Annotated in this window: 22 protein-coding genes, 1 other RNA gene and 2 pseudogenes; 12 read left to right on the plus strand and 13 right to left on the minus strand. The window is 63.0% G+C overall.

Translation table 11 applies throughout. The features are described from left to right. Positions 1 to 34: 34 nt before the first annotated feature. A pseudogene (locus ACWHY3_RS07280) lies at positions 35 to 346 on the minus strand (integration host factor subunit beta); the annotation flags it as partial. 193 nt (positions 347 to 539) lie between these two features. Here ACWHY3_RS07280 and ACWHY3_RS07285 point away from each other — a divergent pair. The 3 genes from ACWHY3_RS07285 to ACWHY3_RS07295 are packed head-to-tail and all read left to right on the plus strand — an operon-like array spanning position 540 to position 1,397. Further along, positions 540 to 824, plus strand: a complete 285-nt coding sequence (locus ACWHY3_RS07285) for an FAD assembly factor SdhE (protein ID WP_087717882.1) — start codon at positions 540 to 542, stop codon at positions 822 to 824. Next, positions 784 to 1,200, plus strand: coding sequence for a hypothetical protein (locus ACWHY3_RS07290; protein WP_303853083.1), 417 nt, complete (start codon positions 784 to 786; stop codon positions 1,198 to 1,200). Before ACWHY3_RS07285 ends, ACWHY3_RS07290 begins: the two co-directional genes overlap by 41 nt. A gap of 11 nt (positions 1,201 to 1,211) precedes the next feature. Continuing rightward, entirely contained in the window at positions 1,212 to 1,397 is a 186-nt protein-coding gene (locus ACWHY3_RS07295) for a tautomerase family protein (protein ID WP_110635117.1), read from the plus strand. Positions 1,398 to 1,546: 149 nt separating this feature from the next. Here ACWHY3_RS07295 and ACWHY3_RS07300 read toward each other — a convergent pair whose 3' ends face one another. From ACWHY3_RS07300 to ACWHY3_RS07315, 4 genes and pseudogenes are all read right to left on the minus strand, one after another. Then, on the minus strand, positions 1,547 to 1,783 hold the full coding sequence (locus tag ACWHY3_RS07300; protein WP_332778844.1) for a DUF883 family protein: 237 nt from the start codon (positions 1,781 to 1,783) through the stop codon (positions 1,547 to 1,549). Between the two features lie 67 nt (positions 1,784 to 1,850). Further along, the gene (locus ACWHY3_RS07305; protein WP_139284355.1) at positions 1,851 to 2,201 is read right to left on the minus strand and encodes a DUF883 family protein; all 351 of its coding nucleotides are present in this window, start codon (positions 2,199 to 2,201) and stop codon (positions 1,851 to 1,853) included. A 126-nt stretch (positions 2,202 to 2,327) separates the two neighbouring features. Beyond that, positions 2,328 to 5,460, minus strand: a pseudogene (locus tag ACWHY3_RS07310) (efflux RND transporter permease subunit). Beyond that, a complete protein-coding gene (locus ACWHY3_RS07315; RefSeq protein WP_448127925.1) occupies positions 5,460 to 6,521 on the minus strand; it encodes an efflux RND transporter periplasmic adaptor subunit in 1,062 nt (353 codons plus the stop codon). The pseudogene ACWHY3_RS07310 and the gene ACWHY3_RS07315 overlap by 1 nt, the downstream one beginning before the upstream one ends. Before the next feature lie 256 nt (positions 6,522 to 6,777). Between ACWHY3_RS07315 and ACWHY3_RS07320 the strand changes: the two genes are divergently transcribed. Beyond that, positions 6,778 to 8,010 (plus strand): BaiN/RdsA family NAD(P)/FAD-dependent oxidoreductase, encoded by a 1,233-nt coding sequence (locus ACWHY3_RS07320; protein WP_373419392.1) that lies wholly within the window; start codon positions 6,778 to 6,780, stop codon positions 8,008 to 8,010. Positions 8,011 to 8,079: 69 nt separating this feature from the next. On the opposite strand, the gene ACWHY3_RS07325 is transcribed toward ACWHY3_RS07320, so the two are convergent. The 4 genes from ACWHY3_RS07325 to ACWHY3_RS07340 are packed head-to-tail and all read right to left on the minus strand — an operon-like array spanning position 8,080 to position 10,077. Further along, a complete protein-coding gene (locus ACWHY3_RS07325; RefSeq protein WP_071232829.1) occupies positions 8,080 to 8,379 on the minus strand; it encodes a YqjK-like family protein in 300 nt (99 codons plus the stop codon). After that, a complete protein-coding gene (locus ACWHY3_RS07330) occupies positions 8,372 to 8,752 on the minus strand; it encodes a phage holin family protein (RefSeq protein ID WP_087717877.1) in 381 nt (126 codons plus the stop codon). Before ACWHY3_RS07330 ends, ACWHY3_RS07325 begins: the two co-directional genes overlap by 8 nt. Continuing rightward, the gene (locus ACWHY3_RS07335) at positions 8,752 to 9,093 is read right to left on the minus strand and encodes a DUF883 family protein (protein ID WP_087717876.1); all 342 of its coding nucleotides are present in this window, start codon (positions 9,091 to 9,093) and stop codon (positions 8,752 to 8,754) included. The genes ACWHY3_RS07330 and ACWHY3_RS07335 overlap by 1 nt, the downstream gene beginning before the upstream one ends. Before the next feature lie 60 nt (positions 9,094 to 9,153). Then, entirely contained in the window at positions 9,154 to 10,077 is a 924-nt protein-coding gene (locus ACWHY3_RS07340) for a phospholipase A (RefSeq protein WP_448127926.1), read from the minus strand. A 423-nt stretch (positions 10,078 to 10,500) separates the two neighbouring features. Here ACWHY3_RS07340 and mscK point away from each other — a divergent pair, with 423 nt between their 5' ends. Beyond that, positions 10,501 to 13,944, plus strand: a complete 3,444-nt coding sequence (gene mscK / locus ACWHY3_RS07345; protein ID WP_448128145.1) for a mechanosensitive channel MscK — start codon at positions 10,501 to 10,503, stop codon at positions 13,942 to 13,944. 28 nt (positions 13,945 to 13,972) lie between these two features. Here the strand turns inward: mscK and ACWHY3_RS07350 are convergent, their stop codons facing one another. The 4 genes from ACWHY3_RS07350 to ACWHY3_RS07365 form a co-directional block, all read right to left on the minus strand. After that, a complete protein-coding gene (locus ACWHY3_RS07350; RefSeq protein WP_087717873.1) occupies positions 13,973 to 14,722 on the minus strand; it encodes a TlyA family RNA methyltransferase in 750 nt (249 codons plus the stop codon). 67 nt (positions 14,723 to 14,789) lie between these two features. Next, positions 14,790 to 15,974 carry an ABC transporter substrate-binding protein gene (locus ACWHY3_RS07355; RefSeq protein ID WP_448127927.1) on the minus strand — a complete coding sequence of 395 codons (1,185 nt, stop codon included), beginning with the start codon at positions 15,972 to 15,974 and terminating at the stop codon, positions 14,790 to 14,792. Continuing rightward, positions 15,929 to 17,335 carry a sensor histidine kinase gene (locus ACWHY3_RS07360; protein ID WP_448127928.1) on the minus strand — a complete coding sequence of 469 codons (1,407 nt, stop codon included), beginning with the start codon at positions 17,333 to 17,335 and terminating at the stop codon, positions 15,929 to 15,931. The genes ACWHY3_RS07355 and ACWHY3_RS07360 overlap by 46 nt, the downstream gene beginning before the upstream one ends. Next, positions 17,332 to 18,003 carry a response regulator transcription factor gene (locus tag ACWHY3_RS07365; RefSeq protein ID WP_332778839.1) on the minus strand — a complete coding sequence of 224 codons (672 nt, stop codon included), beginning with the start codon at positions 18,001 to 18,003 and terminating at the stop codon, positions 17,332 to 17,334. Before ACWHY3_RS07365 ends, ACWHY3_RS07360 begins: the two co-directional genes overlap by 4 nt. Before the next feature lie 300 nt (positions 18,004 to 18,303). Between ACWHY3_RS07365 and ACWHY3_RS07370 the strand changes: the two genes are divergently transcribed. The 7 genes from ACWHY3_RS07370 to recR all read left to right on the plus strand — a co-directional run bounded on the left by ACWHY3_RS07370 (position 18,304) and on the right by recR (position 25,164). Beyond that, positions 18,304 to 19,290 (plus strand): Bug family tripartite tricarboxylate transporter substrate binding protein, encoded by a 987-nt coding sequence (locus ACWHY3_RS07370; RefSeq protein ID WP_303853096.1) that lies wholly within the window; start codon positions 18,304 to 18,306, stop codon positions 19,288 to 19,290. Then, positions 19,287 to 19,733 (plus strand): tripartite tricarboxylate transporter TctB family protein, encoded by a 447-nt coding sequence (locus ACWHY3_RS07375; protein WP_087717870.1) that lies wholly within the window; start codon positions 19,287 to 19,289, stop codon positions 19,731 to 19,733. The genes ACWHY3_RS07370 and ACWHY3_RS07375 overlap by 4 nt, the downstream gene beginning before the upstream one ends. Then, positions 19,733 to 21,250, plus strand: coding sequence for a tripartite tricarboxylate transporter permease (locus ACWHY3_RS07380; protein WP_448127929.1), 1,518 nt, complete (start codon positions 19,733 to 19,735; stop codon positions 21,248 to 21,250). Before ACWHY3_RS07375 ends, ACWHY3_RS07380 begins: the two co-directional genes overlap by 1 nt. 237 nt (positions 21,251 to 21,487) lie before the next feature. Next, an RNA gene (gene ffs / locus ACWHY3_RS07385) (signal recognition particle sRNA small type) lies at positions 21,488 to 21,584 on the plus strand. Between the two features lie 214 nt (positions 21,585 to 21,798). Next, positions 21,799 to 24,111 (plus strand): DNA polymerase III subunit gamma/tau, encoded by a 2,313-nt coding sequence (gene dnaX, locus ACWHY3_RS07390; protein WP_448127930.1) that lies wholly within the window; start codon positions 21,799 to 21,801, stop codon positions 24,109 to 24,111. 121 nt (positions 24,112 to 24,232) lie between these two features. After that, entirely contained in the window at positions 24,233 to 24,559 is a 327-nt protein-coding gene (locus ACWHY3_RS07395; RefSeq protein ID WP_071231634.1) for a YbaB/EbfC family nucleoid-associated protein, read from the plus strand. Continuing rightward, a complete protein-coding gene (gene recR / locus ACWHY3_RS07400; RefSeq protein WP_087717868.1) occupies positions 24,559 to 25,164 on the plus strand; it encodes a recombination mediator RecR in 606 nt (201 codons plus the stop codon). Before ACWHY3_RS07395 ends, recR begins: the two co-directional genes overlap by 1 nt. Positions 25,165 to 25,178 lie beyond the last annotated feature (14 nt).

The raw sequence follows: 25,178 nt of genomic DNA on the forward strand, positions 1-25,178 counted from the left end.
GCCGACTCTGCGCCGGCTGCAGTGACTGGGAAGATCAATAGCCGAGCGCGCGGCTGGCATTGACCTGTTCGCGTAGTTCCTTTCCCGGTTTGAAATGCGGGACGTACTTTCCGTCGAGATCGACGGGGTCGCCGGTCTTTGGGTTGCGTCCGGTGCGGGGCTCGCGAAAATGCAGGGAAAAACTGCCGAATCCGCGAATTTCGACGCGCCCGCCCTCTGCCAGGGCGTTGGTGATGTCGTCAAGGATGACACGCACCGCGGCTTCGACCTCCTTCGCCGACAGTTCCGACCGGCGGGCGGCAATCTGCTCGATCAATTCAGACTTGGTCATCGACATTCTCCGTAAGGCCTCGGCCTGGCGGTGGGAGACCGCACAATGGGCGTCCGACGTCTGTTATTGTCGTCTCAGCATACTTCGCAACTTTCGAGAAAACAACGCATTAGCCGGTCACCGCGCGTTCCCGAATAGTGGTGGGGGATTCCCTTGGGTATAATGCAGCGCGACACATTCATTCAGTACACGGGATCGAGGATAGTCCATGTCAGACAACGAAGATGTCACGCGTCGACGGCTTTACTGGCATTCCCGACGCGGCATGTGGGAGCTGGACCTGCTTCTGATGCCGTTTCTCGAGGCCTGCTACGACGGACTGCCCGCCGGGGACAAGGAGCTCTATCGTGAGCTGCTGGCCCAGGAAGACCAGGATCTCTTTACCTGGCTGATGCGTCGCGAATGGCCGCAGGATCCGGAGATGCGTCGCCTCGTCCAGATGATCGTCGAACATGCCGAAACCACTGACCGCAGTCGTCATCAAGCGCTCTAGGCTATCGCTGGGCTTTCAACTCCTGCTGGGAGGGGGACTGGCACTCTATGCGAGCTGGTGGGTCGATTATCGGATTGCTGCCATCATTGCGATGGTGGCCATTGTGGCGGGGTATCGCCAGCATCTCGAGGCGCCGCAGAAGCTGTACCTGCGCTGCGCATACGAACGGGAACGACCGGTCTGGGAAAGCTCGGTCGATGCCCGTACCTGGCAAACGAAGACGTGTCGCCTGATTCGGCTGGGTCCGCTGCTCTCCGCTATCGATCTTTCCGGGCGACGAGTGTGGCTCTGGCCTGACAGCAGCGACGTGGATTCGTTACGTCATTTGCGCGAAACCTTGGCCGAACAGGTCGAACGTGCCGATTTCTCATCCTGAAGGTATCTTTCATGCCCATTGTGACGATCCAGCAATTTCCCCGTAGCGTCGAGCAGAAGCGCGAGCTTGCCGAGCGAATCACCGATGCGTTCGTGCAGGCATACGGACAAGCGCCCGAGTCGGTGCAGATATTTTTTCAGGAAACCGAGCAGGAAGATTGGGCGAGAGGCGGTCGTCTGGGTGTGGATCAAGCCTGAGCCTGAGGATCGCGATCCTGCGACTACCAGGCATGCGGTATCGACTACCGAATCAGAAACGGCCCCGTGATGCATGAACTGCATCGCGGGGCCGTTTCATTCAGCCGGCACTCGGCTTCCAATCGCTGTGGGGCCGGCGATGGGAACGCCTAGCGGCGACCGGCCAGGAAGCCGATGGCGAACCCGGCAAGGGCGGCAACACCCATGCTGCTCCAAGCGTTGCGATGAACGTAATCGTCAGTTTCGCGCCACGCCTCTTCTGCATTTTCCGCCAGCTCATGGCTGATATCGTCGGCGCGGTGGCGAGCCCGATCGAGGCTTTTGCGGCCGCGGCGCTTGGCATCCCGGTAGTAATGGCGCGTGTCTTCACGGTAATTACGGCTCATGGATCGTCCTTAACCATTCGTCAATGTGTGGATCGGTGCACGTGACCGATCAGGTGGAAAACGGCTGTCAGCGCCGACTCAACAGCAGGGTCATCAGCACGCCGCCCAGCGCGGCGATACCGACACTCTGCCAAGGCTTATGTTGTACGAATTCGTCGCAACTCTCGCAAGTATCGCTGATCTGATCGTTCAGTCGACGACGTGAGCGGCTTGCCCAGCTGTCACGTGTCAGATAAGCCGTGGCGTAGGGTGACGGTTCGTCGATGCTTTCTTCAAGCGGTTCTTCTTCGGATGCCAATGCAGGTTCCTCCCGGATCGGATCATCTCCCAAATGGGGCGCGCGCTCGGCGGCGACTGCCATGTCTTCATCGATTCGGCTAGTCCCGGTGTCCTTGTCGTCACGATGGAACAGGCTCATGTTCATCCCTCCGGTTCGATGGAATAGCCTTCCGACTGGCTCACGCAATGGCACCATTGCAGCAGTATGGTTGCCTTAGTGTAGTTGCAATTCCGTTCCTCGCTAGGCTCGTGTGGTAGCCAAACCTCATCGACTGATTTCTTGGTCTCGTGTCTCGTGGCCGTGTATTTCGCATTCGAGACGCCGGCTGACGTCGCCGGGTGAACCGGTACGCCGCGCTAGCATATCGTAGGCCACCGGTACGATGAATAGCGTCAGCAGGGTCGCGGCGGCAACGCCACAGAAGATGACGGTACCAATGACGATGCGCGATTCGGCACCAGGGCCGAAGGCCAGAATCAGGGGAACGGCGCCGGCCATGGTGGTGACGGTCGTCATCAGGATCGGCCTGAGACGAGTCACGGAAGCCTCGACCAGCGCGTCGGAGAAAGCCTGACCTTCGTCGCGCAACTGGTTGGCGAATTCGACGATCAGGATGCCGTTCTTGGCGGCCAGACCGACCAGCATGAGCAGCCCCACCTGACTGTAGATATTGAGGGACTGCCCGCTGGCCCATAGGCCCAGCAAGGCGCCGCTGATGGCCATCGGTACCGTGAGCATGATGACCAGCGGGTGCACGAAGCTTTCGAACTGGGCAGCCAGCACCAGGAAGACCACGACGATGCCCAGGATGAGCAGGAAGGTCGTCGCACCGCTGGCTTCCTGGTAATCCCGGGAGGGCCCCTTGTAGTCGATGACCAGCTTCGCTGGGCAGCTCTTCTTCCGCGATACCCTGCAGGTAGGCCAGCGCGTCGCCGATCGCGACCCCTCCCTGGAGATTGGCCTCGAGCGTGATCGCGCGCATTCGGTTGAAGCGGTTGAGCTCGCTGGCACCGGCAAATTCCGACACCGACACCAGGCTTGCCAGCGGAATCAGCTCGTCACTGACCGCTGAACGTACCTGCACGTTGTCCAGCGAGCTTGGGGCGCGCTGATTGTCACGTTCGCCTTCGAGGATGACGTCGTACTCTTCGCCGCCGTCGACATAGGTGGTGACGTTACGGCCTCCGAACAGTGTCTCCAGGGTATTGCCGATGGTGCTCACGGTAACGCCCAGCGCGGCGGCACGGTTGTAGTCGATCTGGATGCGCAGCTGTGGCTGGGTTTCCTTGTAGTCGCTGTCCACCGCCTCGAGGCCGCTGCTGTCGTCGCTTCGAATGCGAGTCAGCAGCCGATCGCGCCAGTCGGCCAGCTGTTCGTAGGTGCTGCCACCGATGACGAACTGGATCGGTTTCTCGACCCGGCCGCCAAAGCCCTGGCGCATCACCGGCGTGGCAGTGACGCCGGGCAGATCCGACAGCCGGCTGCGGACGTCGGCGAGGATATCCCAGGCCGATCGTCGATCGCCCCAATCATTGAGCGTAACGACGGCCATGCCATCATTGAAGTTCTCGACATTGCCGAAGCCGCGGGGACCGCGAACCGACACCTGATTGATGTCGCCGGCATCGACCAGCGTCATCAGGCGGGCCTCGATCTCGTCGTAGTAATCCTGCATGTAGTGAAAGGTCGCGCCGGGCGGCCCTTCGATCAGCACGAAAAAGGCGCCGCGATCTTCCTGGGGCGTATATTCGTTGGGCAGCTGTTGAAACAGCCAGGCGGTGAGTGCCAGCACCAGGGCGAACAGTCCGACCACGATCCAGCGCCAACGCAGCGCCCACAGCAGTGCCTGTCGGTAGATCGTCTGCGAACGGTCCAGCAGCCAATGCACGCCATGGCTGATACGACTCTCGTGCATGCGCGGGCTGAGCAGTTTCGAGCACAGCATCGGTGCCAGCGACAGCGCCACCAGACAGGAGAGGCCGACCGACGCGGCAAGCGTCAGGGCGAACTCCGAAAACAGGCGGCCGATATCGCCCTGGAGCAGGCTCAACGGGATGAAGACGGTGATCAACACCAGGGTGGTGGCGATGACGGCGAAGCCGATCTGGCGGGTGCCCCGGAAAGCAGCGACCAGAGGCGTCTCGCCGTGGATCACCATGCGCCGGTGAACGTTCTCGATGACCACGATCGCATCATCGACCACGAGCCCGATCGCCAGCACCAGCGCCAGCAGCGTGAGCAAGTTCAGGGTGAACCCGAACAGCGCCAGAAAGATGAAAGTACCGATCAGCGAGATCGGTACCGTTACTGCGGGCACCAGGGTCGTGCGTATGTTGCCGAGAAAGACGAAGATCACCACCACGACCAGCCCCATGGCGATGAACAGCGTCGATACGACCTCATGCAGCGCGCCGGAAACGAACACCGACGAGTCGAAATTGAGCGACAGCTGCATGCCGTCGGGTAGCGTGGGTTGCAGCCGGGCCATCTCCGCCTTGGCACCGTTGGCCACTTCCAGCACGCTGGCGGTCGACTGCTTGATCATGCCGAGGCCCACCATCGGGACCTCGTTGCCTCGGTACAGCGAACGCTCCTCTACCGAACCGACCTCGACGCGCGCCACGTCAGCCAGTCGTACCAGATAACCGTCGTTGCCGCGGGCGACGACCAGGTTCTGGAAGTCGGCGGCGGTAGTGAAGCTGCGCGGGATTCTCAGGGTGAACTGCCGATCGCGGGATTCGAGGAAGCCGGCCGGCAGTTCGACGTTCTCGCTCTCCAGCGCATCGGCCACATCGTCGACGGTCAACTGGCGCGCGGCCAGGGCGTTGCGATCCAGCCAGACCCGCATCGCGTACTCCTTGCCGCCGCTGAGGCGCACCCGGGCCACTCCGTTCTGGGTCGAGAAGCGGTCGACGAGATAGCGGTTGGCATAATCGGTCAGCTCCGGAATGGTGTAACCCTCTCCGGAAAGCGACAGCCAGATGATGACGTCGTCGCTGCTGTCGCTCTTCTCGATTTCCGGCGGCTCGGCCTGGTCGGGCAGGTTGTCGGCCACCGACGAGATCCGGTCGCGAATGTCGTTGGCGGCGCCGTCGATATCACGATCCAGCGAGAACTCGACGTCGATCTCCGATTCGCCGTCGGCACTACTGGATTCGATCGAGACGATGCCCTCGATACCGGCGATGCGGTCTTCGAGCAGTTGGGTGATGCGCGTCTCGACGACACTGGCGGAGGCGCCCGGGTAGTTGGTCTCGATGCTGACGATGGGCGGATCGATGGCCGGATACTCCTGCAACGGCAGGCGCTCCATGGCCAGCAGGCCGAAGGCGATCAGCAGCAGCGAGACGACGGTCGCGAAGACCGGACGACGGATCGATAGGTCGGAAATCCGCATCAGTTTCTGGCTCGCGATTCGTTGAACTGCGATTCGTTAATCTGCGATTCGGTGGCGCGGCGCTGACGCTCGAGGACTTCTTTGATGTCACCGTCGCTGACGTCCTCGGCGATCAGTTCGACGGGGTCGCCTTCGCGTACCTTGAGGGTGCCATGCGTCACGATACGCTGGCCGCTCTCGAGACCATCGGTGATCTCGACCTCACCCTGGCGGCGTTCGCCGATGGCGACTTCCCGACGCGTGACGCTGGCGGGCTGGCCGGGTTCGATCAACCAGACGGTCTGGCGTTCCCCATCGGGCACCAGCGCGCTCTCCGGAATCGTCAGCGCCTCGCGGGCGGGCTGGTTCAGTTGCACTTCCATCAGCATGCCCGGCAGCAGGCGCCCGTCGGGATTGTCCAGATTGGCGCGCACCACCAGGCTTCGGGAGACGGGGTCGATTCGGGTGCCGAGGGTGGCGACCTCTGCACGGAACGTGGCGTCGGGATAGCTCGGTGTCGTGGCGCTGAGCGTGAGCCCAGGATGCAGCACCGAGAGCAGCGTTGCCGGTACGGTGAAATCGAGCTTCATGGTATCGAGCTTGTCCAGCGTGACCAGCTCGGTGCCGGGGGTCACCAGCGCACCGACGCTGACGTCGCGCAGCCCGACGGTGCCTGCAAAGGGCGCGCGTAACCGATGATCGGCAAGCCGGGCGCGAATGGCATCGATTTCCGCTTCGCTCTGCCTGACCAGCGCGGCATTGTCCTCGAGCGTGGCACGTACGCCCAAATTGCGATCCTGAAGCTGTTGGGCGCGGTCGAGGGCGCTCCGGCGCTGATCAAGCAGCGCCTGGGCGGCCCGAAGTTCTGCCTGGGCCTGTTCGTCGTCGAGCTGGACCAGCCACTGACGGGCCTCGACGCTGTCGCCGTCCTCGAAGTTGATGGCACTGACAGTGCCGGTGAGCGTCGAGGAAAGGGTAACGCTCTCGTCCGCCTTCAAGGTGCCCAGAGCTTCGACCGGGTCTTGCCAGATCGAGGTGTCGACGGTGGCGCCGATCACTGCGATTGGTGCATCACTCTGCATCTGAGCGAATACCGAGCCGGTATGGATCGAGCCGAACAGTAGCGCGGCAGCGGTTGACAGGCTCGACAGTGTCGACGGTGACGGAAGGCGTCTGTGGAAAAGAGCGGGCGTCGAGCGGGTCACCGATATCATTGTCATAGTGGGCTGGTGTCTGCGCTGCGTTACAAAGTGTAAGTATAGGGCTGTCGATACGTTGTGAAGTCTTGCTACTCGTTAGTACCTCAACCCCTGCCGAATGAAAAGGGCGTGTCGCAAAATGGCTCTGTTAGAATGCCCGCCCAACCAGCAAGGCAAGATCGGTGCGGACATGAAAACCTACGACGTCGTCATTATCGGCGCTGGCGCGGCCGGCTTGATGTGCGCGCTCACGGCGGGCTATCGCGGCCTTCGGGTGCGCGTCGTCGATCATGCCAACAAGGCCGGCAAGAAGATCCTGATGTCGGGTGGCGGACGCTGCAACTTCACCAACCTCGCGACCACGCCGGCGAATTTCTTCTCGCGCAATCCGCATTTTCCGATCTCGGCCCTGAAGCGCTACACGCCACACCATTTCGTCGAGCTGATCGAGCGGCATGGCATCGAGTATGTCGAGAAGGCGCCCGGGCAGCTGTTCTGTGCCCATTCGGCCAAGGATGTCGTCGCCATGCTGTTGACCGAGTGCGAGTGGGCGGGCGTGGAGGTCTCGCTCTCCACACCGGTGAACCACATCGAGCGTCTCGGCGACGGCATGCGGCTGGAGATCGATGGCGCCAGGGTCGAGGCGGGGGCCGTGGTCGTTGCCACTGGCGGCCTGTCGATCCCGACGCTGGGAGCCAGCGGTCTGGGCTACGATCTGGCTCGTCAGTTCGGGCTCGAGGTGACCGAGACGCGAGCGGCACTGGTACCGTTCACCGTGACGTCGCAGTGGAAGACATCGCTGGCGGCGCTAGCCGGCCTTTCCTGCCCGGTGGCGGCCAGATGCGGAGATGGTCAGTACCAGGAGCCGCTGCTCTTTACCCATCGTGGCCTGTCGGGGCCGGCGATGCTTCAGGCGTCGAGCCACTGGCGGCCGGGAATGGCGGTCGAGATCGACTGGCTACCATCGATTCCTGTCGAGGAGACCCTGCGCAAGCTGCGCCAGGAAGCGCCTCGCCGGCATCTGGGAACCTGGCTGGGAGAGGTGTTGCCCAAGCGGCTATCGCAGGCCTTGCTCCAATGGCAGGGATGGAAGGATCGGCCGATGGCCGAGCTCTCCAATGGCGATATTCAGACGATTGCGCAGGGGCTCGGGGCATGGCAGTTCAAGCCGGCAGGCACGGAGGGATGGCGGACGGCGGAAGTCACCATGGGCGGCGTCGATACCGATGCGATTTCTTCGAAGACATTCGCGGTCAATGCGTTGCCTCAACTCTACTTCATTGGCGAGGTGCTGGACGTGACGGGCCAGTTGGGCGGCTTCAACTTCCAGTGGGCCTGGGCGTCCGGCGTCGCCTGTGGTCAGTCGCTCTAGGCTGAACGAAAAAGCGGCCACTAGGTCATAGTGGCCGCTTCTGAGGCTGAAGAGCGAGTATGGCGTCGCTTAGCGATTGCGCCCGCGAGACGCCCGGTAGAGTGCCTTGCCGCGGTTGTACATCAGCAGTCCGGTCAGGGCGCGACGAAACAGCCGACCCGTCGAACGTGGCTTGCGCGCGCTGCGCATGGCCACCAGACTGCCGATCGCCATCAGCGGCACCTTCCAGCTCACGATCTTTTCCCAGGCATGGTCGATCGGTGCCGTGGCATCGCGCCATTCACGCATGGCGGACGTCATGTCGAGGCGTTGCTGGAGAATCTCGTCCTCGAGGTCGTCGATCTGCTGCTGCCGAGTCCGTTCAGTCATGGGAAGGCCCCAGTGCCTCTCGATCGCGTTCGAGGTGATGCAAGGTCGCGGCCATCAACTTACGTTGTTTGGCCACTCGCTTGGCCGAGAGAATCAGCGCGCCCGCGATGACGAAAAGCACCGCCGAGCAGATCCCGATGGCCTGCAAGCGGTTATCCTCCCAGTACACCACCACGACCAGCAGAAGCAGCATGCCGATGGCGAAGGAGAGCATGATCAGGCCGGCGCCCGCCAGCAGCAGCAGGGTCAACATTCGGTCGCGTTCGGCTTCCCATTCGACAACGGCGAGACGCAGGCGCGTCTCGCCACTGGCGATGAGGTTGGCGATCAGCCGCCGGGCGGCGGTGATGACGTTTTCAGCCGGACCCGCCATCAACGACGCCCCAGCAGCAGCCCCAGAACGACGCCAGCGGCGGCGCCGATGCCGATGCTCGTCCAGGGATTCTCGTGCACGTACTGATCGGTGGCGTCCATCTGATCCTTGGCGCTGGCATAAAGCTTCTCGCCGCGGGCCTCGAGACGTCCACGTGTCTCCTGCAGGCGCTGCTGGGCGCGTTCACGCATTTCGGAGATATTGGTACGGGAGTCGTCCGCCGTGGCGTGGATCAACTCTTCGACGGTCTGCGACAGGTTGCGCAGATCTTCCTTGAGCTGCTCGGTAGAAGCTTCGCGTTCGCGCTCGGAGCCGTTGCCGCCGATGGATTGCATGGTCATGGTCGTCTTCCTTTGACAGTCAATTAACGTGGATCAGCATAGACAGGCTATCTGCAGGGATCAACGAGTGCCAGGGATGCCGGCCAAAAAGGTATTGATACTGAAGCCGAGGCCGAAACGCTGCACGTCATGGTCATAGTCGATCAAGCTTTCGCCGTAGCCCTGATAGTACTGGAGGTAGCCGCGAACCTTGCCGAACAGCGGAAAGGAGTAGTCGAGCTGACCGCCATAGTGTGCCTTGCCGGGGTTGCCGCGAACCATCAACGAAACTTCCTGGTCGCCGAAGGCGCGGACCACGGTCAGGTCACCATAGCCGATATAGTTCTCCAGATCGGGATTGTCGTCATCCTCGTCGTTTTCCGGAATGCGCCAGTGAGGGGCGACACTGAACGCCCAGTTGCCACGCTGAAATATCGATTCGGCGTAGATTCGATTCCAGCTGCGTGACAGCGGGTCCGAACGGCCATTGGACTGATGCGCGAAGCCGACCCGGTTGATGGTGTTGGTCCAGCCCAGCACCGTCCATCGATTATCGAAGCTCACGAAACCCTCGGGTTCGTAATTGGTCTCGCGAAAGGGGGCCGATGCCTCGGAGTTGTAGGCTTGCCACCAGCTGCGCTGGGTATAGGCGAAATAGAGGTCGCCGTTGTCTCCGAACATGTCGTCGAGCAGCTTGATCTTGAAGCTCAACTGGAACTTGATTTCCGAATTGTCGACCTCGCCCTCGGAGGTGATCTGACGGAAATCGGCCTCGTCCGGGTTGGTGTTGTAAGTCCACGGCAGGAAGTAGTTGCGGCGATAGGTCGTGATCGCGAGCGGGTTCTCGGCGGTTTCCGCTTCGAGGTTACGGCGCACTTCGGCCTGCTCGTTCGCTTGTTGAACCGGGTCGCCATCGCTGTCCGGTGTCTGCGCAGTCGCTAATGGGGTAGCCAGCATCCCCAATAGTAGAAGGCTGGTATCGCGCAGCGAACGAATGGGCGTCATAAGACTGTCCTGTCAAGGTAATCCAGTGGATAGAAGCGCGATCAGGTCGATGAAGATCAGGCTTCGTATTAAGTAGTGACGATTTCTAGCATGTCGTCGGCTTAAGTCAAACTCGGCAAACGCGGTTAACGGACGCCTCGGAATCCGCTCGCCCTGGCGGTAAACTCCGACTTCGATAGGAATCGCACCGCGCGAACGCGACGGTGGCCGCATGAACGGAGTTGACGAGGAGAGGGCATGTCGGATTATCCGGCCGGGAGCGAGTATGTCAGTCAACCAGATCCTCTTGCTCGGAGATCGTTAAAGCCCACGAGGGCCCACGCGCTGACGAGGACCGGCCGGACGCCTGCGCCTGTTGTCGCTGTCCTCGAAAACGTCTTTGTCTTCGCAAACGTCTCTGCCCTCGCAAAAGCGGCTCAGCGTATCACGTTCCTCGCGCTGGCATTGTGCATACTGATGACAAGCACTGTCGCCTTGGCGCAACAGCAGGAAAGCCTACCGACACGCGACAGGCTCACTGCCGAACAGCAGAAACTCGAGCAGATCGAGGCGCCGGATGAACAGCAGCAGGCGGAGCGGGAGGATCTGCGAGTCGCGTTGCAGACGCTGGATTCGCTGGAGGCGCTGCGCAAGGAACTGAAGACGCTCGAAAGCTCGGCGCAGCAGGCCCCTCAGCGTATTCGCGAACTCGAGAGGCAGCTTTCCGCGCTGAGCGATGACGACGCCCCGGCAGCCGATGCTCTCGACGAGCTTACGGTGGAGACGCTGGGCCAGAGAACGTCCGATGCCCTGGATCGGCTCGAAACGTTGCAAGGCCAATTGGCTTCGGTCAACGCGCGGCTGATCAGCGCGGAGACACGGCCGGAGCGGGCACAGTCGGCCATTGCCAAGGCGATGGCCGATGCGGAACAGGCACGAACACAGCTCCAGACGCCCGATAGCGACGAAACCCAGACCTTCGATCCGGCCCAGGCACGCTATCGACTGGAACTCGCGCTGGCCGAGCTGCAAGCCGAGTATCATCGCCGGGAACTGGCCAACAACACGCAGCTTCGGGAGCTCGATGCCCAGCGCCGCGACCTGCTCCAGCGCCAGATTGCCATCGAAGAAGCCCGCCTGAATGCATTGCGGGCGGCGCTCGACCGGCAGCGGCGTGCCGAATCGGAGAAGGCCGTCGCCGATATCGGAGAAGAAGATCGGGCAGCGATCGCTGCGCATCCGGTGCTGCGTGATATTCAGGCGACCAATCGCGAGTTCAGCGACCAGCTGCTCGAGGTCACCGACCGCACCAACGATCTGATCCGGCGGGCCATCGATATCCGCTCGCAGCTCGATCGCGTGCGCCAGATCAAGCGTACGCTCAACGAACAGATCGACGCGATCCGCGGCAGCCCGCTGCTGTCGCGCATCCTCAACGAGCAGCGCCGAGCCCTCCCGGACGTGGACGAACTGGGCGGGTTGCAGGAAGAGATCGCCGAAACGCGGCTGAGTCAGTTCGATCTGGTCGAACAGCGGGACGCCCTTCGCCAGCCAAGGGCATTGGCCGAAAAGAGTCTGGCCGATACCGATATTGATGTGACGCCAGCGTTGATCGATTCATTGGTGAAGCTGTTCCAGTCGCGGAGCGAAATCCTCGAACAGCTCGATCGCGAATACGGCAACCTGTTGACCGTGGCGATCGATCTTCAGCTCAACCAGGAGCAGCTGGCCGGACTCACCACGTCGCTTCGTGGCGTCATCGAGGAGCAGCTGTTCTGGGTCGCCAGTTCGCGTCCGCTGACGCTGAGCTGGTGGCAGGATGCGCCCGGTCTCCTCGCGAGCCAGGTGCGTGGAGATGCCTGGCCACAGGCGTTGGCGAGTTTCTGGCAGGTGCCGGATCTTCGTGCGCTGGCGGTCGTGCCGGTTCTGATTCTGGCTGCCGTGCTGCTGATGGCGAGGCGCCGGATCAAGGTCCGGCTGCTCAACCTTCATGAGCAGATCGGCCGTCTCAAGCGCGACACCCAGATGCATACCCCGCGCGCGATTCTCTACAACGCGTTGCTGGCCGCCCATGGCCCCATGCTGCTGGCCGTGATCGGCGGGCTGCTGAGACTGGGCAGCGATGCGTTCGCCGAGCGTGTGGGTGAGTCGCTATTGCAGCTCGCCCTGGCATGGGGCGTCATTGGCTGGACTCGTCGACTGCTGGTGTCGGACGGCGTGGCGACACGCCATTTCCACTGGTCGACCGGCTACGTGGCCCGGCTGCGCCGGCTGCTGTTCTGGCTGGGAATTTCGCTCATTCCCGTCATTCTCATCAGTGGCACGTCGCCCGGCAGCCAGGCCGAGCTATCCAGTCGACCGCTGTTCCTGCTGTTGCTGCTGGCCGGCCTGCTGGCGATGAGCGTCATCCTGGTGCGGTTGATCCTGGCGCATGTCCCCTATTTCGGGCTCAAGCTGTTTCGCCTGCTGCTGGGGTTGGCACTGGCGCTGGTGCCGCTGGTGCTGGCCGGGCTGATCGCGTTGGGCTACGAGTACGCGGCGTTGCGGTTGATCGGGCGATTCATCAATTCGCTCTATCTCTTCGGATTGTGGATCCTGGTCGAGGCCACGGTGGTGCGTGGGCTCGCGGTGGCACAGCGCCGCCTGGCCTATCGCCGGGCGGTGGCACGTCGGCGGGCGCAGATTCAGGAAGGGGCCGAGGGCGGGCTCGAGGTGGTCGAGGAGCCGCCGCTGGACATGGAGCAGGTCAACCAGCAGTCGCTGCGACTCTCCAAGCTGATCCTGTTCATCGGTTTTACCTTCGCCTTCTACCTGATCTGGTCGGACCTGCTTGAAGTCTTCTCCTATCTCGATCACGTCAGCGTGTGGCAAATCGAGCGTGGGCAGGGCGAGGCGATGACCCTGGATCCGATCACGGTGGCGGACATCGTCGTGGCGCTGGTCATGGTGGCGCTGACCATGATGCTGGCGCGCAACCTGCCCGGTCTGCTGGAGGTCATGGTTCTGTCGCGCCTGACGCTCAAGCAGGGCAGCGCCTACGCGATCTCCTCGCTGCTTTCCTACACCATCGTGGGGACCGGGGTGGTGGCCTCGCTCGGCACGCTCGGGGTCTCCTGGGACAAGCTGCAGTGGCTGGTGGCGGCGTTGGGCGTGGGGCTGGGCTTCGGCCTGCAGGAGATCTTCGCCAATTTCATTTCAGGCCTGATCATCCTGTTCGAGCGCCCGATGCGGATCGGCGACACCATCACGCTCGGCCAGCTCCACGGCTCGGTCAGCCGCATTCGTATCCGGGCGACCACGGTGACCGATTTCGACCGCAAGGAGATCATCATTCCCAACAAGACCTTCGTCACCGATCAACTGATCAACTGGTCGCTGTCGGATAACGTGACCCGAGTCGTGCTGACCTATGGCGTGGCCCATGGCTCGGATCTCGACGAGGTGCATCGGCTGATGCGGCAGGCGGCGGACGAAAACCGTCGGGTATTGCGGGATCCCGAGCCGCAGGTGTTCTGCCTCAGCTACGGTCCGACATCGTTCAACTTCGAGTTGCGGATCTTCGTCAACGATCTGCTCGATCGGCTCTACGCCAGCGACGAGATCAACCGCCGGCTGGATCAGTTGTTCAAGGAGCATGGCATCCGCGTGGCGTTCAACCAGATGGACGTCTGGCTGCATGGCGACAACGGACAGGTGACAAAGGTCCAGAGCGCCAACGGGAACGAGGCGGCGCTGGGGGCGGAGCCCGACTCGGCATCCCCGACGCCGGCGGCACCCCGGAATTCACGCCAGTCTCGCAGTGGTGACGATGGCCACCTGGGCGATGGAGAAGTCGGTGGCGCCGGGCACGATGGTGGCGGCGATGGAGGAGGGGACGGCGGTCGTTGATCGCACCGCCTCGGAAATAGAGCGACGTTCAACGGCGCAGTGCGTGGAGCAGAAACTCGCGATTGCCGTCGCCACCCTGGATCGGGCTTTCCTGCCAGTGGTCGATGTCGAGACCGTGAGAGCGACAGGTCTGATGCAGCGTATCGGCGACTCCTTTATAGAGTTCGGCATCGCGGACGATGCCCCGCGAGTCGACCTTGCCGGGGCCGACCTCGAACTGCGGCTTGACCAGCGAGTAGAGCTCGCCACCCGGGCGCAGGACGCGGGCAATTTCCGGCAGGATTAGCGTCTGCGAGATGAACGAGACGTCCATCACCACGGCATCGATGCCGCCAGGTGCCAGGGCCTCCAGTTGCGTCATCGGCAATTGGCGGGCATTGGTGCCTTCCAGACAGATGACTCTGTCGTCGTCACGCAGGGAGGCATCGAGCTGATCGTGTCCCACCTCGATGCCGATGACCTTTGTCGCGCCGTAGCGTAACGCGCAGTCGGTGAAGCCGCCGGTGGACTGGCCAATGTCGAGCACGGTGAAGCCGTCGAGGCGCCGGTCCAACGTCTCCAGCAGCGCTTCCAGCTTGAGGCCGGCTCGCGAGACGTAGCGTTCTTCCGGTGCTTCGGCGATATGCAGTGCCGTCGTCTCCGGCAGTTTCTCGCCGGGCTTGGTCGCGACCTGCCACTTTCCCCCTGTATTGATGCTGACAAAGCCCTGGCGAATCAGGCGTTGCGCCCGGGTGCGCGAACGCACGTGGGCGGTGACGAGTTGGTCGAGTCGTTTCATGGCGTGTTCATTCCTGCAGTGCTCATGTCTACGGTGCTCATATCTACGGTACGCATGTCTGCCATGCTCATTCCTGCGATGGTCGGGGGAGCGGAGAGGGGTCGGCCAGCGGCCCGTCGGCGTAGGTCGAGTGGTTCTTGAAGGCTTGTTGCCACTGTTCCAGCAGCGTCTGACGCTTGAGTGTATCCAGCGTTGCCAGCAGGCCGGGGCCGATCTGCACGGGGCGGATCGCCTCTCCCAGTCGCTTGCGCAGGTCTGCCGCGGTGCCGAGCCCGTCGATCGACGGGTGCACGGCGCCCAGGGTCGTCCGCGTCGCGAGAAGGCGCTGGGCTGGTGCGCTCAGGAGATAATCGATGAAGCGCTGTGCGGCGACGGGATGCGGCGCGTTGCGAGACATCATGACCAGGCGTTGCAGCACCAGCGCATAATCCTTGGGCACGACCATGGCCAGTTCGGGATGTTCGGCCACGTAATCCTGGACGTAGGAGCCGATCAGATTGTAGCCGATCCAGTAGCGCCCCTCGCTGAGCCCCTCGAGCATCGCTGCCGTGGTGGTCTCCAGCTCGCTGTGTGCATGGCCGAGTGCTTCGACCAGGTCCCAGTAACGGGCCGAGATCCTGGCATCCTCGATGGCATAGGTATAGCCGGCGCCGCTGAAGCGCGGGTCGTAGGTGACCACGCGATGGCTCAATTCATCGGACCGTTGCCGTAGCAGGCTCAGGAGCTCGGCGTGGCTTTCCGGCGGGGGCATGCGGGCGGCGAGATCCCGCCGATAGACCATGACGATGGGCTCGAACGTGAAGCCGAACAGCTCCTGACGCCAGCGTGCCCAGCTTGGCCAGGCCGCGGCGGTGGGGGAGTCGACGGGGGCCGAGAGCCCTTCGTTGGCGAGCTGGTACTGCCATGGCATGGCGGGCGACATGATCACGTCGGCGCGGGGCGCGTCACGTTCCTGAAGTACTCTTGCATGTAGCGCCAGTGTCTCCAGGTTGTGATAGGCGATCGCGATATCCGGATTCCGTTGGTGAAAGTCCGCGAGTAGCGGGTACACCTGCGGTGGGTCGACGACACCATAAATGGTCAGCGGCTGGGACGACTCGGCATCAGCGGGGAAATGTAGTGCCCTTGCCTGCGCAGGGACCGTCACCAGTAGCGTGAGCGCCAGCAAGGCGCCGACGAGATGCCGGATGCGATGCGGCGCCGTCGTCAGGCGTCGGATGAGGCGTCGGATGAAAAGGTCAGGGCGATACATAGGCCGGGACGCTCGGGGTGATCGGGATGGGCGGCCTGCAGACTCAGGCGGATGTCGTGGGCGCGGGCAATGCTGTCGACGATGGCCAGCCCGAGACCGCTACCGTCGCCAGTTTCCTGGCCGCGGTGGAAAGGGCGCAGCATCAACAGGCGCTGGGACTCGGGAATGCCCGGACCGTCATCGATGACCGCCAGCCGTGGCGGTACATCGGTGACCTGCACGGTGACCTGACTGGCGCCATAGAGCGAGGCGTTTTCGATCAGGTTGTTCAGTGCCTCTTCCAGTTGCCAGTCGTTGGCGGAAACCATCACCGCCTGCTCCGGGGCCTCCACGCCGAGGTCGATCCCGCGGCGATGGTGGCGGGGAAACGCCTCCCGCACACAGCGCCGGGCCAGCGCGGTAAGGTCCACGGCCTGCTTGGCCGGCGTCGCTTCAGGGTTGTTGAGCCGGGTTAGCGACAGCAACTGGCCGGCCAGCCGCGCGGTCTTGGTGGCGGTGCCGTGCATGGTGGCAAGCGCCTCGCGCCAGGCTGCCGGATCCGACTGCCGCAGGGCCAGCTCCGCGCGGGTCGAGAGGCCGGCCAGCGGCGTTTTCAACTGGTGGGAAGCGTCACCGATGAAGCGCTCCTGGTTGGCGCGAACGCGGCGCATGCGTGCCAGCAGTTCGTTCAGTGTCTGGCGCAGCTCGGCCAGTTCGCGGGGCAGCGGCAGTTCGAGCGGCGCGAGTGTTCGAGGATTGCGTTGGCGGATGGCACGGCGCAGGCGCGTCAGCGGTTCCAGCGCGAAGCGGGCCGAGAGCAGGACGACCATCACGGCCAGGCCGGCAATGATCAAGATATTGACGAAACTTGCCAGGAACAGCTGATTGGCCAGGGCTTGCCGGCCTTCGCGCGTCTGCGCCACCCTGACTTCGAAGCGATCGCTTCGATCCCAGCCCTCGAGACGAGCACGCAGGACCCCGAGCCGGAGCGGCATGTCCTGGGAAGTCACGTCCCCATAGTTCATTTGAATGTCGTTCTCGGTAGGCAGGGAGGGAAGTGACCGATTGCCGGTGACGAAATGCCCTTGGGCATCGTAGAGCGCGTAGAACACTCGCTCCTCGGCATCGGTAGCGAGCATCTCCAGCGCTGAAGGTGGGAGATCCATCCACAGCCGACTCTGCTGCCAGCGAACCTGTTCCGCAATGGAGAGTGCAGCGGCATCCAGCAGCCGGTCGAAGGCGCGGTCGGCCGCCTCGCGAGAGGCCAGCCAGGCCTGTAGCAGCATGATGGCGACCAGCAGCGCCAGCGGGCAGAGCAGCCAGACCATCAGTCGCCGGTAAAGGCTCAGATGTGACAGGTGCCACCTTCGCAACAGGGTCACTCGACCTCCAGCAGATAGCCGATACCTCTCACCGTGCGTAGCCTGACGTCGGACGCCGCGAGCCGACGGCGAAGCCGGTGCACGTAGACTTCAATGGCATTGTCGCCGACCGTTTCGCCGGCAAAGGCATCTTCGAGCAGTCGTGCCTTGTCTACCGGCTCGCCGGCGTAGTGGATCAGGCATGCCAGCAGGCGGTGCTCCCGCGGCGGCAGCGACAAGATGGTGTCGTTCAACGTGAAATGCTGGCGCTGGCGGTCGAGGCTCAGCGAGCCGAGCACCAGCGGTTCGCTCGGGTCATTCTGGCGACGACGCAGCAACGCCCGAACCCGGGCTTCCAGCTCGTCGAGCGCGAACGGCTTGGCAAGGTAGTCATCGGCGCCCAGGTCGAGTCCCTTGACTCGATCCTCGATCGCTGCCCGGGCGGTGAGGATCAGTACCGGCGTCTGTCGGTCGCGCGAGCGCAATGTTGCCAGCACGTCGAGGCCGCTACGGGTTGGCAGGTTGAGATCGAGCAGAATCAGGTCGTAGTCGTGATCGAGGGAAAGGCGGGCGAAAGCTTCGCCGCCATCGGCAATCCGCTCGACGCGCTGATTCTCGACGGTCAATGTTTCCGTAAGGGTGCTGGCGAGCAGAGGGTCGTCCTCGATCAGCAGCAATTTGAGTGGCATGGGAAACTCCTGCAGGTGAAAGAGGGGCGGGGGGGCTTCCGTGATGAACACTCGGAAACCCGCTTCTTTCGTCGTTCTCTCGGAGATGAACAGCGATGACTTCGCCCATCGCGCTGGCAGGCAATTGTAAATGAATTGGCGCGCAAGGCATTGAACTTTAGTCGGCTTTTGCGTTCACGCCGTTGACCGTTACATGACTTCACCTTAATTTCCGCTCATGGGAACAAAGTTCTACCTTACGGAACTGTAAGGTTGGCGTCAGCCACGAATAATATTGCTCCATCAGCGAGGAGAAGCATCATGTTTGCAGTCAAGACGATCCGGTGGGTGGCCGCTGCGGCGCTGGCCCTGACGGCCAGTGGCGCCATGGCGTTCGAGCCTGCTGGCAAGGTCGAATGTATCGCTCCGTCAGACCCGGGTGGCGGCTGGGACTTTACCTGTCGCAGCGTGGGTAACGTGCTCGAGGAGCTGGAGCTCGTGCCGGCCAGCGTTCAGACCATCAACATGGCAGGCGCCGGTGGCGGCGTCGCGTTCGCTCACACCGTCAGCAAGCGCAAGGGTGACGACCAGCTGCTGGTGGCGGCCTCGACGGCGACCACCACCCGCCTGGCTCAGGGCCAGTTCCCTGGCATGGACGCCGACATGGTCAACTGGATCGGTGCCGTAGGGGCCGACTACGGCGTGATCGCGGTATCCAAGGATTCTCCCTATCAGGACCTCAACTCGCTGATGAGCGCCTTGAAAGAAGACCCGCGTTCGGTCAAGTTCGCCGGCGGTAGCGCCAATGGCGGATGGGATCACCTCAAGGTGCTGATCGCTGCCAAGGCTGCCGGTGTCGAGAATCTGCCGCGTATTCCGTATCTCTCCTACAACAACGGTGGCGAAGCGATGACGCAGGTCATCGGCGGCCACGTCGATGCATTCACCGGCGACATCACCGAAACCCAGGGCTTCCTCGAGTCCGGCGATCTCCGCGTGCTGGCGGTGCTCTCCGACGAGCGTCTCCCCGGCGATCTGGCCGATATCCCCACCGCAAAAGAGCAGGGCATCGATGCGGTCGGCCCCAACTGGCGCGGCTTCTACATGCCGTCCGACATCGACGAAGACGCCAAGCAGTACTGGGTCGATGCCGTCGACGAGCTCTATGCCAGCGATCAGTGGAAGAAGGTCATGAAAAGCAACGGTCTGATGCCGTTCCACCCGGATTCCGGTGAATTCCAGGCCTTCGTCAAGCAGCAGATCAACGATATCCAGTCGCTGTCCAAGGAAATCGGGCTGATTCAATGAGCAAGTTCAATGATCGCGTCTTCGGTCTGATCATGCTGGTGATCGCCGTCGCCTACTACTACGGCGCCACCCGGTTTCCGGTTCCCTTCGGGGGGTCGGAAGCCGTTGGCCCGGAGACCTTTCCCAAGCTGCTGGCCGTGATTCTGGCCATCTGCAGTCTCTACATGATCGTCAAGCCCGACCCCGACAATCACTGGCCGGTCGCCAGGACCTTTGGCGAGCTGGGGATTGCCGTGGTCACCTTGGTCGTCTACGCGCTGCTGCTCGAGCCGCTGGGCTTCATCGTCTCGACCACGCTGGCGGTCGGCACGCTTTGCTGGCGCATGGGCGCGCGGCCGATCAAGGCCTATCTCACCGGGCTGATTAGCGGTGTGGTGGTGTTCGTACTGTTCACCTATGGACTGGAATTGCCGCTGCCGCTTGGCCTGCTGGAGATGAACTGATGGAAACGTTGCACTATCTTTCCCTCGGCTTCGGCGTGGCGCTGCAGCCCGAGAACCTGATGTTCGCCTTGATGGGGTGTTTCATCGGCACGCTGATCGGCGCGCTGCCCGGTCTGGGCCCGGCCAACGGCGTGGCGATCCTGATTCCGCTGGCGTTCACCCTCGGCCTCAAGCCGGAAACCGCCTTGATCATGCTGACGGCCGTCTATGCCGGGGCGATGTATGGCGGACGTATCTCGTCAATCCTGCTGAATATTCCCGGTGACGAGCCGGCGATGATGACCTGTCTCGACGGCTACCCGATGGCTCGCCAGGGCAAGGCCGCCGAAGCACTGGCGATTTCGGCGATCGCCTCCTTCATGGGCAGCCTGATCGCCACCATTGGCCTGATCCTGCTGGCGCCGCTGCTGGCTCGCTTCGCCTTGACCTTCGGCCCAGCCGAATACTTCGCGCTGTTCGTGCTGGCCTTCGCCACGCTGGGCGGTATCACCGGCAAGAACCCGATGAAGACGCTGATGGCCGCAGCGATCGGGCTGATCATCGCCACTGTCGGAATCGATCTCTCCACCGGCACGCAGCGCTACACCTTCGGCGTGCTAGAGCTCTACGAAGGCGTCGACTTCATCATCGCCATCGTCGGTCTGTTCGCGGTATCCGAGCTTCTGTTCTTCATCGAAGAGAAGGCCGGCGCCGGCCGCGAGATGATCAAGGTCAACCCGCTCAAGCTGAAGTGGCGGGAAATTCTGTCGATCATGCCGACCACCGTGCGCGGCGGCATTTTAGGCTTCATCGCCGGTGTGCTGCCGGGAGCGGGCGCGTCGCTGGGCAGCTTCATCACCTATACGCTGGAAAAGAAGATCGTCGGCAAGAAGGGCTACTTCGGGGAAGGCGATCCGCGTGGCGTGGCTGCGCCCGAATCGGGCAACAACGGCGCGTCCAGCGGCGCACTGGTGCCAATGCTGACGCTTGGCGTACCGGGTAGCGGGACCACGGCGGTGTTGCTGGCGATGCTGGTGTCGCTCAACATCACGCCGGGGCCGTTGATGTTCACGCAGAATGCCGACCTGGTGTGGGGCGTCATCGCCGCACTGCTGGTGGGCAACTTCATGCTGCTGCTGCTCAACATTCCGCTGGTCGGCGTGTTCGTGAAGATCCTGTCGGTTCCGCCGATGTATCTGCTGCCGATCGTGACCATGGTCGCGTTCGTGGGCATCTACTCGATCAGCCACTCGACCTTCGATCTCTACTTCATGATCGCCTTCGGCGTCGCCGGCTACATTCTGCGCAAGCTGGAAATTCCGCTGGTCCCGGTGATTCTCGGCCTGCTGCTGGGGCCGGAAATGGAGAAGAACCTGCGTCACGCGATGCAGATCTCCGACGGCGACTGGTCGATCCTTTGGGGTAGCGGTCTCTCCATCGGGCTGTGGCTAGTGGCGATCATCGGTCTGCTGCTGCCGGTGGTGGTGGGGCCGATTCTGCGGCGCCGGATGCAGGCGGCCAAGGAAAAGGTCGGCTGAGCCGAAAGTTGACGTGGTCCATGCCCCGCTCGTTGAAACGGCGGGGCTTTTTTTCGTTCGTAACGGGGAGGGCAGCGGTTCGCTGCCATTCTTTTCGAAGCACTCTTGAAGCCTTCCCGGTTGCCGCAAAGCGATGACGCTGTTATAGTGCCGCTCGCTCGGCAACGTCTTGATGGCACAGGCTTTGTCGGCCTTCGATCTCATCGCGTCACTGATGAATCGAGCTATGGTGGCCCTTGCCGGTCCTCCCGCAACGCTAAACCGCAAACCCCGCCAGGCCCGGAAGGGAGCAACGGTAGTGGTGGCCGCGTGTGCCGGGATGTGGCTGGTAGGGGCCGCCTCCATTTCTGGCCCTGCGCAATTTGGCCTGTCATGAATTCGGCGACCAAGTCGCTGCCTCCCGCCTCGTCAGTTTTCTCCCGACCCTGCTAGAATGGCCCGATCACTTCAGGATGACCGATGCTGGCTACGATGTTTCGATCGTGGTCGTGCCGATTCCTGACCATCACGTCCAGCCGCGAGCCTATCTGCGAGGAGTATCGCGCCGCATGAGTTACCAGGTTCTGGCCCGTAAATGGCGCCCGCGTACCTTCCACGAACTGGTCGGTCAGGAGCATGTCAGCCGTGCTCTGGTCAACGCGCTCGACCAGGGGCGACTGCATCACGCCTATCTGTTTACCGGGACTCGCGGTGTCGGCAAGACGACGCTGGCGCGGATTCTCGCCAAGTGCCTCAATTGCGAGCAGGGCGTGGGCTCCCAGCCCTGTGGCCAGTGCGAGACCTGCCGCGATATCGACAGCGGCCGCTTCGTCGATCTGATCGAGGTCGATGCGGCATCGCGTACCAAGGTGGAAGACACCCGCGAACTGCTGGACAACGTCCAGTACGCGCCGACCCAGGGGCGTTACAAGGTGTACCTCATCGATGAGGTGCACATGCTGTCGACGCACAGTTTCAACGCGCTGCTCAAGACGCTGGAAGAGCCGCCGCCGCACGTCAAGTTCCTGTTGGCGACCACCGATCCGCAAAAGCTGCCGGTGACGGTGCTGTCGCGCTGCCTGCAGTTCACGCTCAAGAACATGCCGCCGGAGCGGGTGGTCGAGCATCTGACCCGGGTTCTCGAAGCTGAGCAGGTGGCCTTCGATCCGCAGGCGCTATGGCTGCTCGGCAAGGCCGCCGACGGCTCGATGCGGGATGCCATGAGCCTGACCGACCAGGCCATCGCCTTTGGCCAGGGCGAGGTGCGGCGGGAAGACGTGGCCGCCATGCTCGGTACCCTGGATCACGCGCATCTGATCGCGCTGGCCGAGGCATTGGCGGATGTCGATGCCGAGCGGTTGCTCACCGAAGTGGCCTCACTGGCCGAGCAGGGGCCGGACTTTGCCGGCGTGCTCGACGAGCTCTCCGGCCTGATGCATCGCCTGGCGATCGCCCAGATGGTTCCCGGCGCACTGGACAACGGCCATGGCGATCGTGACGAGCTGCTGGCGCTGGCCGGACGCTTCACCGCGGAAGACGTGCAGCTCTATTACCAGATTGCGCTGCAGGGCCGAGGCGATATCGATAACGCACCGGATACCCGCGCGGCGGTCGAGATGACGCTGCTGCGGATGCTGGCTTTCCGGCCCCAGGGTGTACCGACGCCACCGCAGACCGATCTGCCCTTGCGCAGGGGGGCTCAGCAGAGTGACGTCCAGCAGGGTGGTGCCCAGCAAGGCGGCGAGTTGCAGAGTAGCGTGCATCAGACACCGGCTACATCGATGGCGGAGGCGCCGCAGGCTGCCAGCACCGCTCCTGCGCCGGTGACCGCGCCGGAGCCAGTCGCTGCGGCATCGCCGGCGCCAGTCGAGCGTCAGGCTCAGTCCGCGGAACCTGCCGCCCCCCCTTCGTCTGCATCGGTCGAGCCAGTCATAGCCGACGGGTCGGCAGACGACCGCCCACCCTGGTCTACCGAGACCGAGGCATCCCAAGCTAAAGCTCCCGCGGCCGTTATCGTCCCGGAAGCGGCGTCACCGGAGCCGAGCGGGGAACAGGGCGAGAAGGTCACCGTCACGGCCGAGTCGGGCAGCGCGGCTATCAGTGATGCCAGCGATTTCGAGGACGCGAGCCGTTTCGACGATCAAGCCGGTTTCGGCGACGAGGCCTACGCCTGGGCGGCCGAAGCGGCAGAGGCTTCGGCACCCGAGCCCGGCGACTCGCCGGCTGTCGACGTCGCGACCGATATAGCAGCGGCTTCCGCCCCGGTCGAGCAGATAGCGCAACCGGCCCGGCCAGACTTTCAAAGTAGCGGTATTCAAAGCGACGGTGCTCAAGGCGACGTCGCTCCAGCCGACACGGGGCATGCATCGGCTGGCGCTGACGGGTCGACAGCCGCTATCGAAGCGGATGCGGTGCCGGCGATGGCCGAGGCGCCGATGGCAGAGATGAACAGCCCGGCGGCGACACAGGACTCGCCGGTAAATGCCGGCCAGCTCACGCACGGGTTATGGCTGGATCGCTTCGATCAGCTCGATATTGGCGGTCTCACGCGCAATCTCGCGGCTCACTGCGTTATCGAGAGTGACGATGGCAGCGCGCTGAAGGTGACGCTGGACCCCGGCCAGTCGGCCATGCTCTCCGATCTGCATATCGAGCGCATCACCAAGGCGTTGGCGGGCCTCGGCTACACGCGTCGGCTCGAGATCAGCGTTGCTGAACTGGACGGCGCACGCGAGACGGCCAAGGCCAAGCGTGACCGCGAGGCACGCGAACGTCACGCACGCGCTGTTGAAGCCTTGCGTGTCGACCCGCATATCCAGGAATTGGAAGCGCGTTTCGGCGCTCGGCTGATGGAAGGAAGCGTAACCGCCGATCGCGTGTGATCCCGACCGGGCATCACGATTTCGCAGGCATATGATTTCGCAGACATACGATTTCGCAGACGTCACGCTTTCGCGGGCGTCACGCTTTTGCAAAGCATTCCCAATCTCGAAGGAGTTCGTCATGTTCAAGGGTGGCATGGGCAATCTGATGAAGCAGGCCCAGGAAATGCAGGAAAAGATGCAGCAGGCTCAGGAAGAGATCGCCCAGATGGAAGTGTTGGGCGAAGCCGGCGCCGGCATGATCAAGGTGACCATGAATGGCCGCCATGACGTCAGCCGCGTCGAGATCGATCCTTCCGTAATGCAGGAAGACAAGGAGCTGCTGGAAGATCTGCTGGCGGCTGCCGTCAACGACGCGTCACGCAAGGTCGAGACCCAGTCCAAGGCGCGCATGGAAGAAGTCTCTTCCGGACTCAATCTGCCGCCCGGGATGAAGATGCCGTTCTGATGAGCTTTTCACCGCTTGTCGAGCAGTTACTGGATAGCCTGCGCGTGCTACCGGGAGTCGGGCCGAAGACCGCGCAGCGGATGGCGCTTCACCTGCTGGAGCGTGATCGCGAGGGTGGGCGGCGGCTCTCGGAAGCGCTGGTCCAGGCGATCGAGCAGGTCGGCTACTGCGAGCGATGCCGTACGCTGACCGAAGAGGCGCTGTGCGGCGTCTGCCAGGATTCGCGGCGCGACTCGGCCCTGCTGTGCGTGGTCGAGTCGCCGGCCGACATGCTGGCGATCGAGCAGGCAGGCGGCTTTCGCGGTCAGTATTTCGTGCTGCATGGCCATCTGTCACCGCTCGACGGCATCGGCCCCGACGATATCGGCCTGGATCAACTGGAGTCCCGGCTCTCCCGAGAGATGGTCAGCGAGATCATCCTGGCGACCAACCCGACCGTGGAGGGGGAGGCCACCGCGCATTACATCGCCGAGCACCTGGTCGGGCGGGAGGCCAAGCTCTCCCGATTGGCCTACGGCGTCCCGATGGGCGGCGAGCTGGAGTATGTCGATGGCGGCACGCTCAGCCGGGCGTTTCAGGGGCGCCAGCCATTTTCCTACGAGTAAGGGCATCGGTGGCT

The organism is Salinicola sp. NYA28a, from assembly GCF_976982775.1.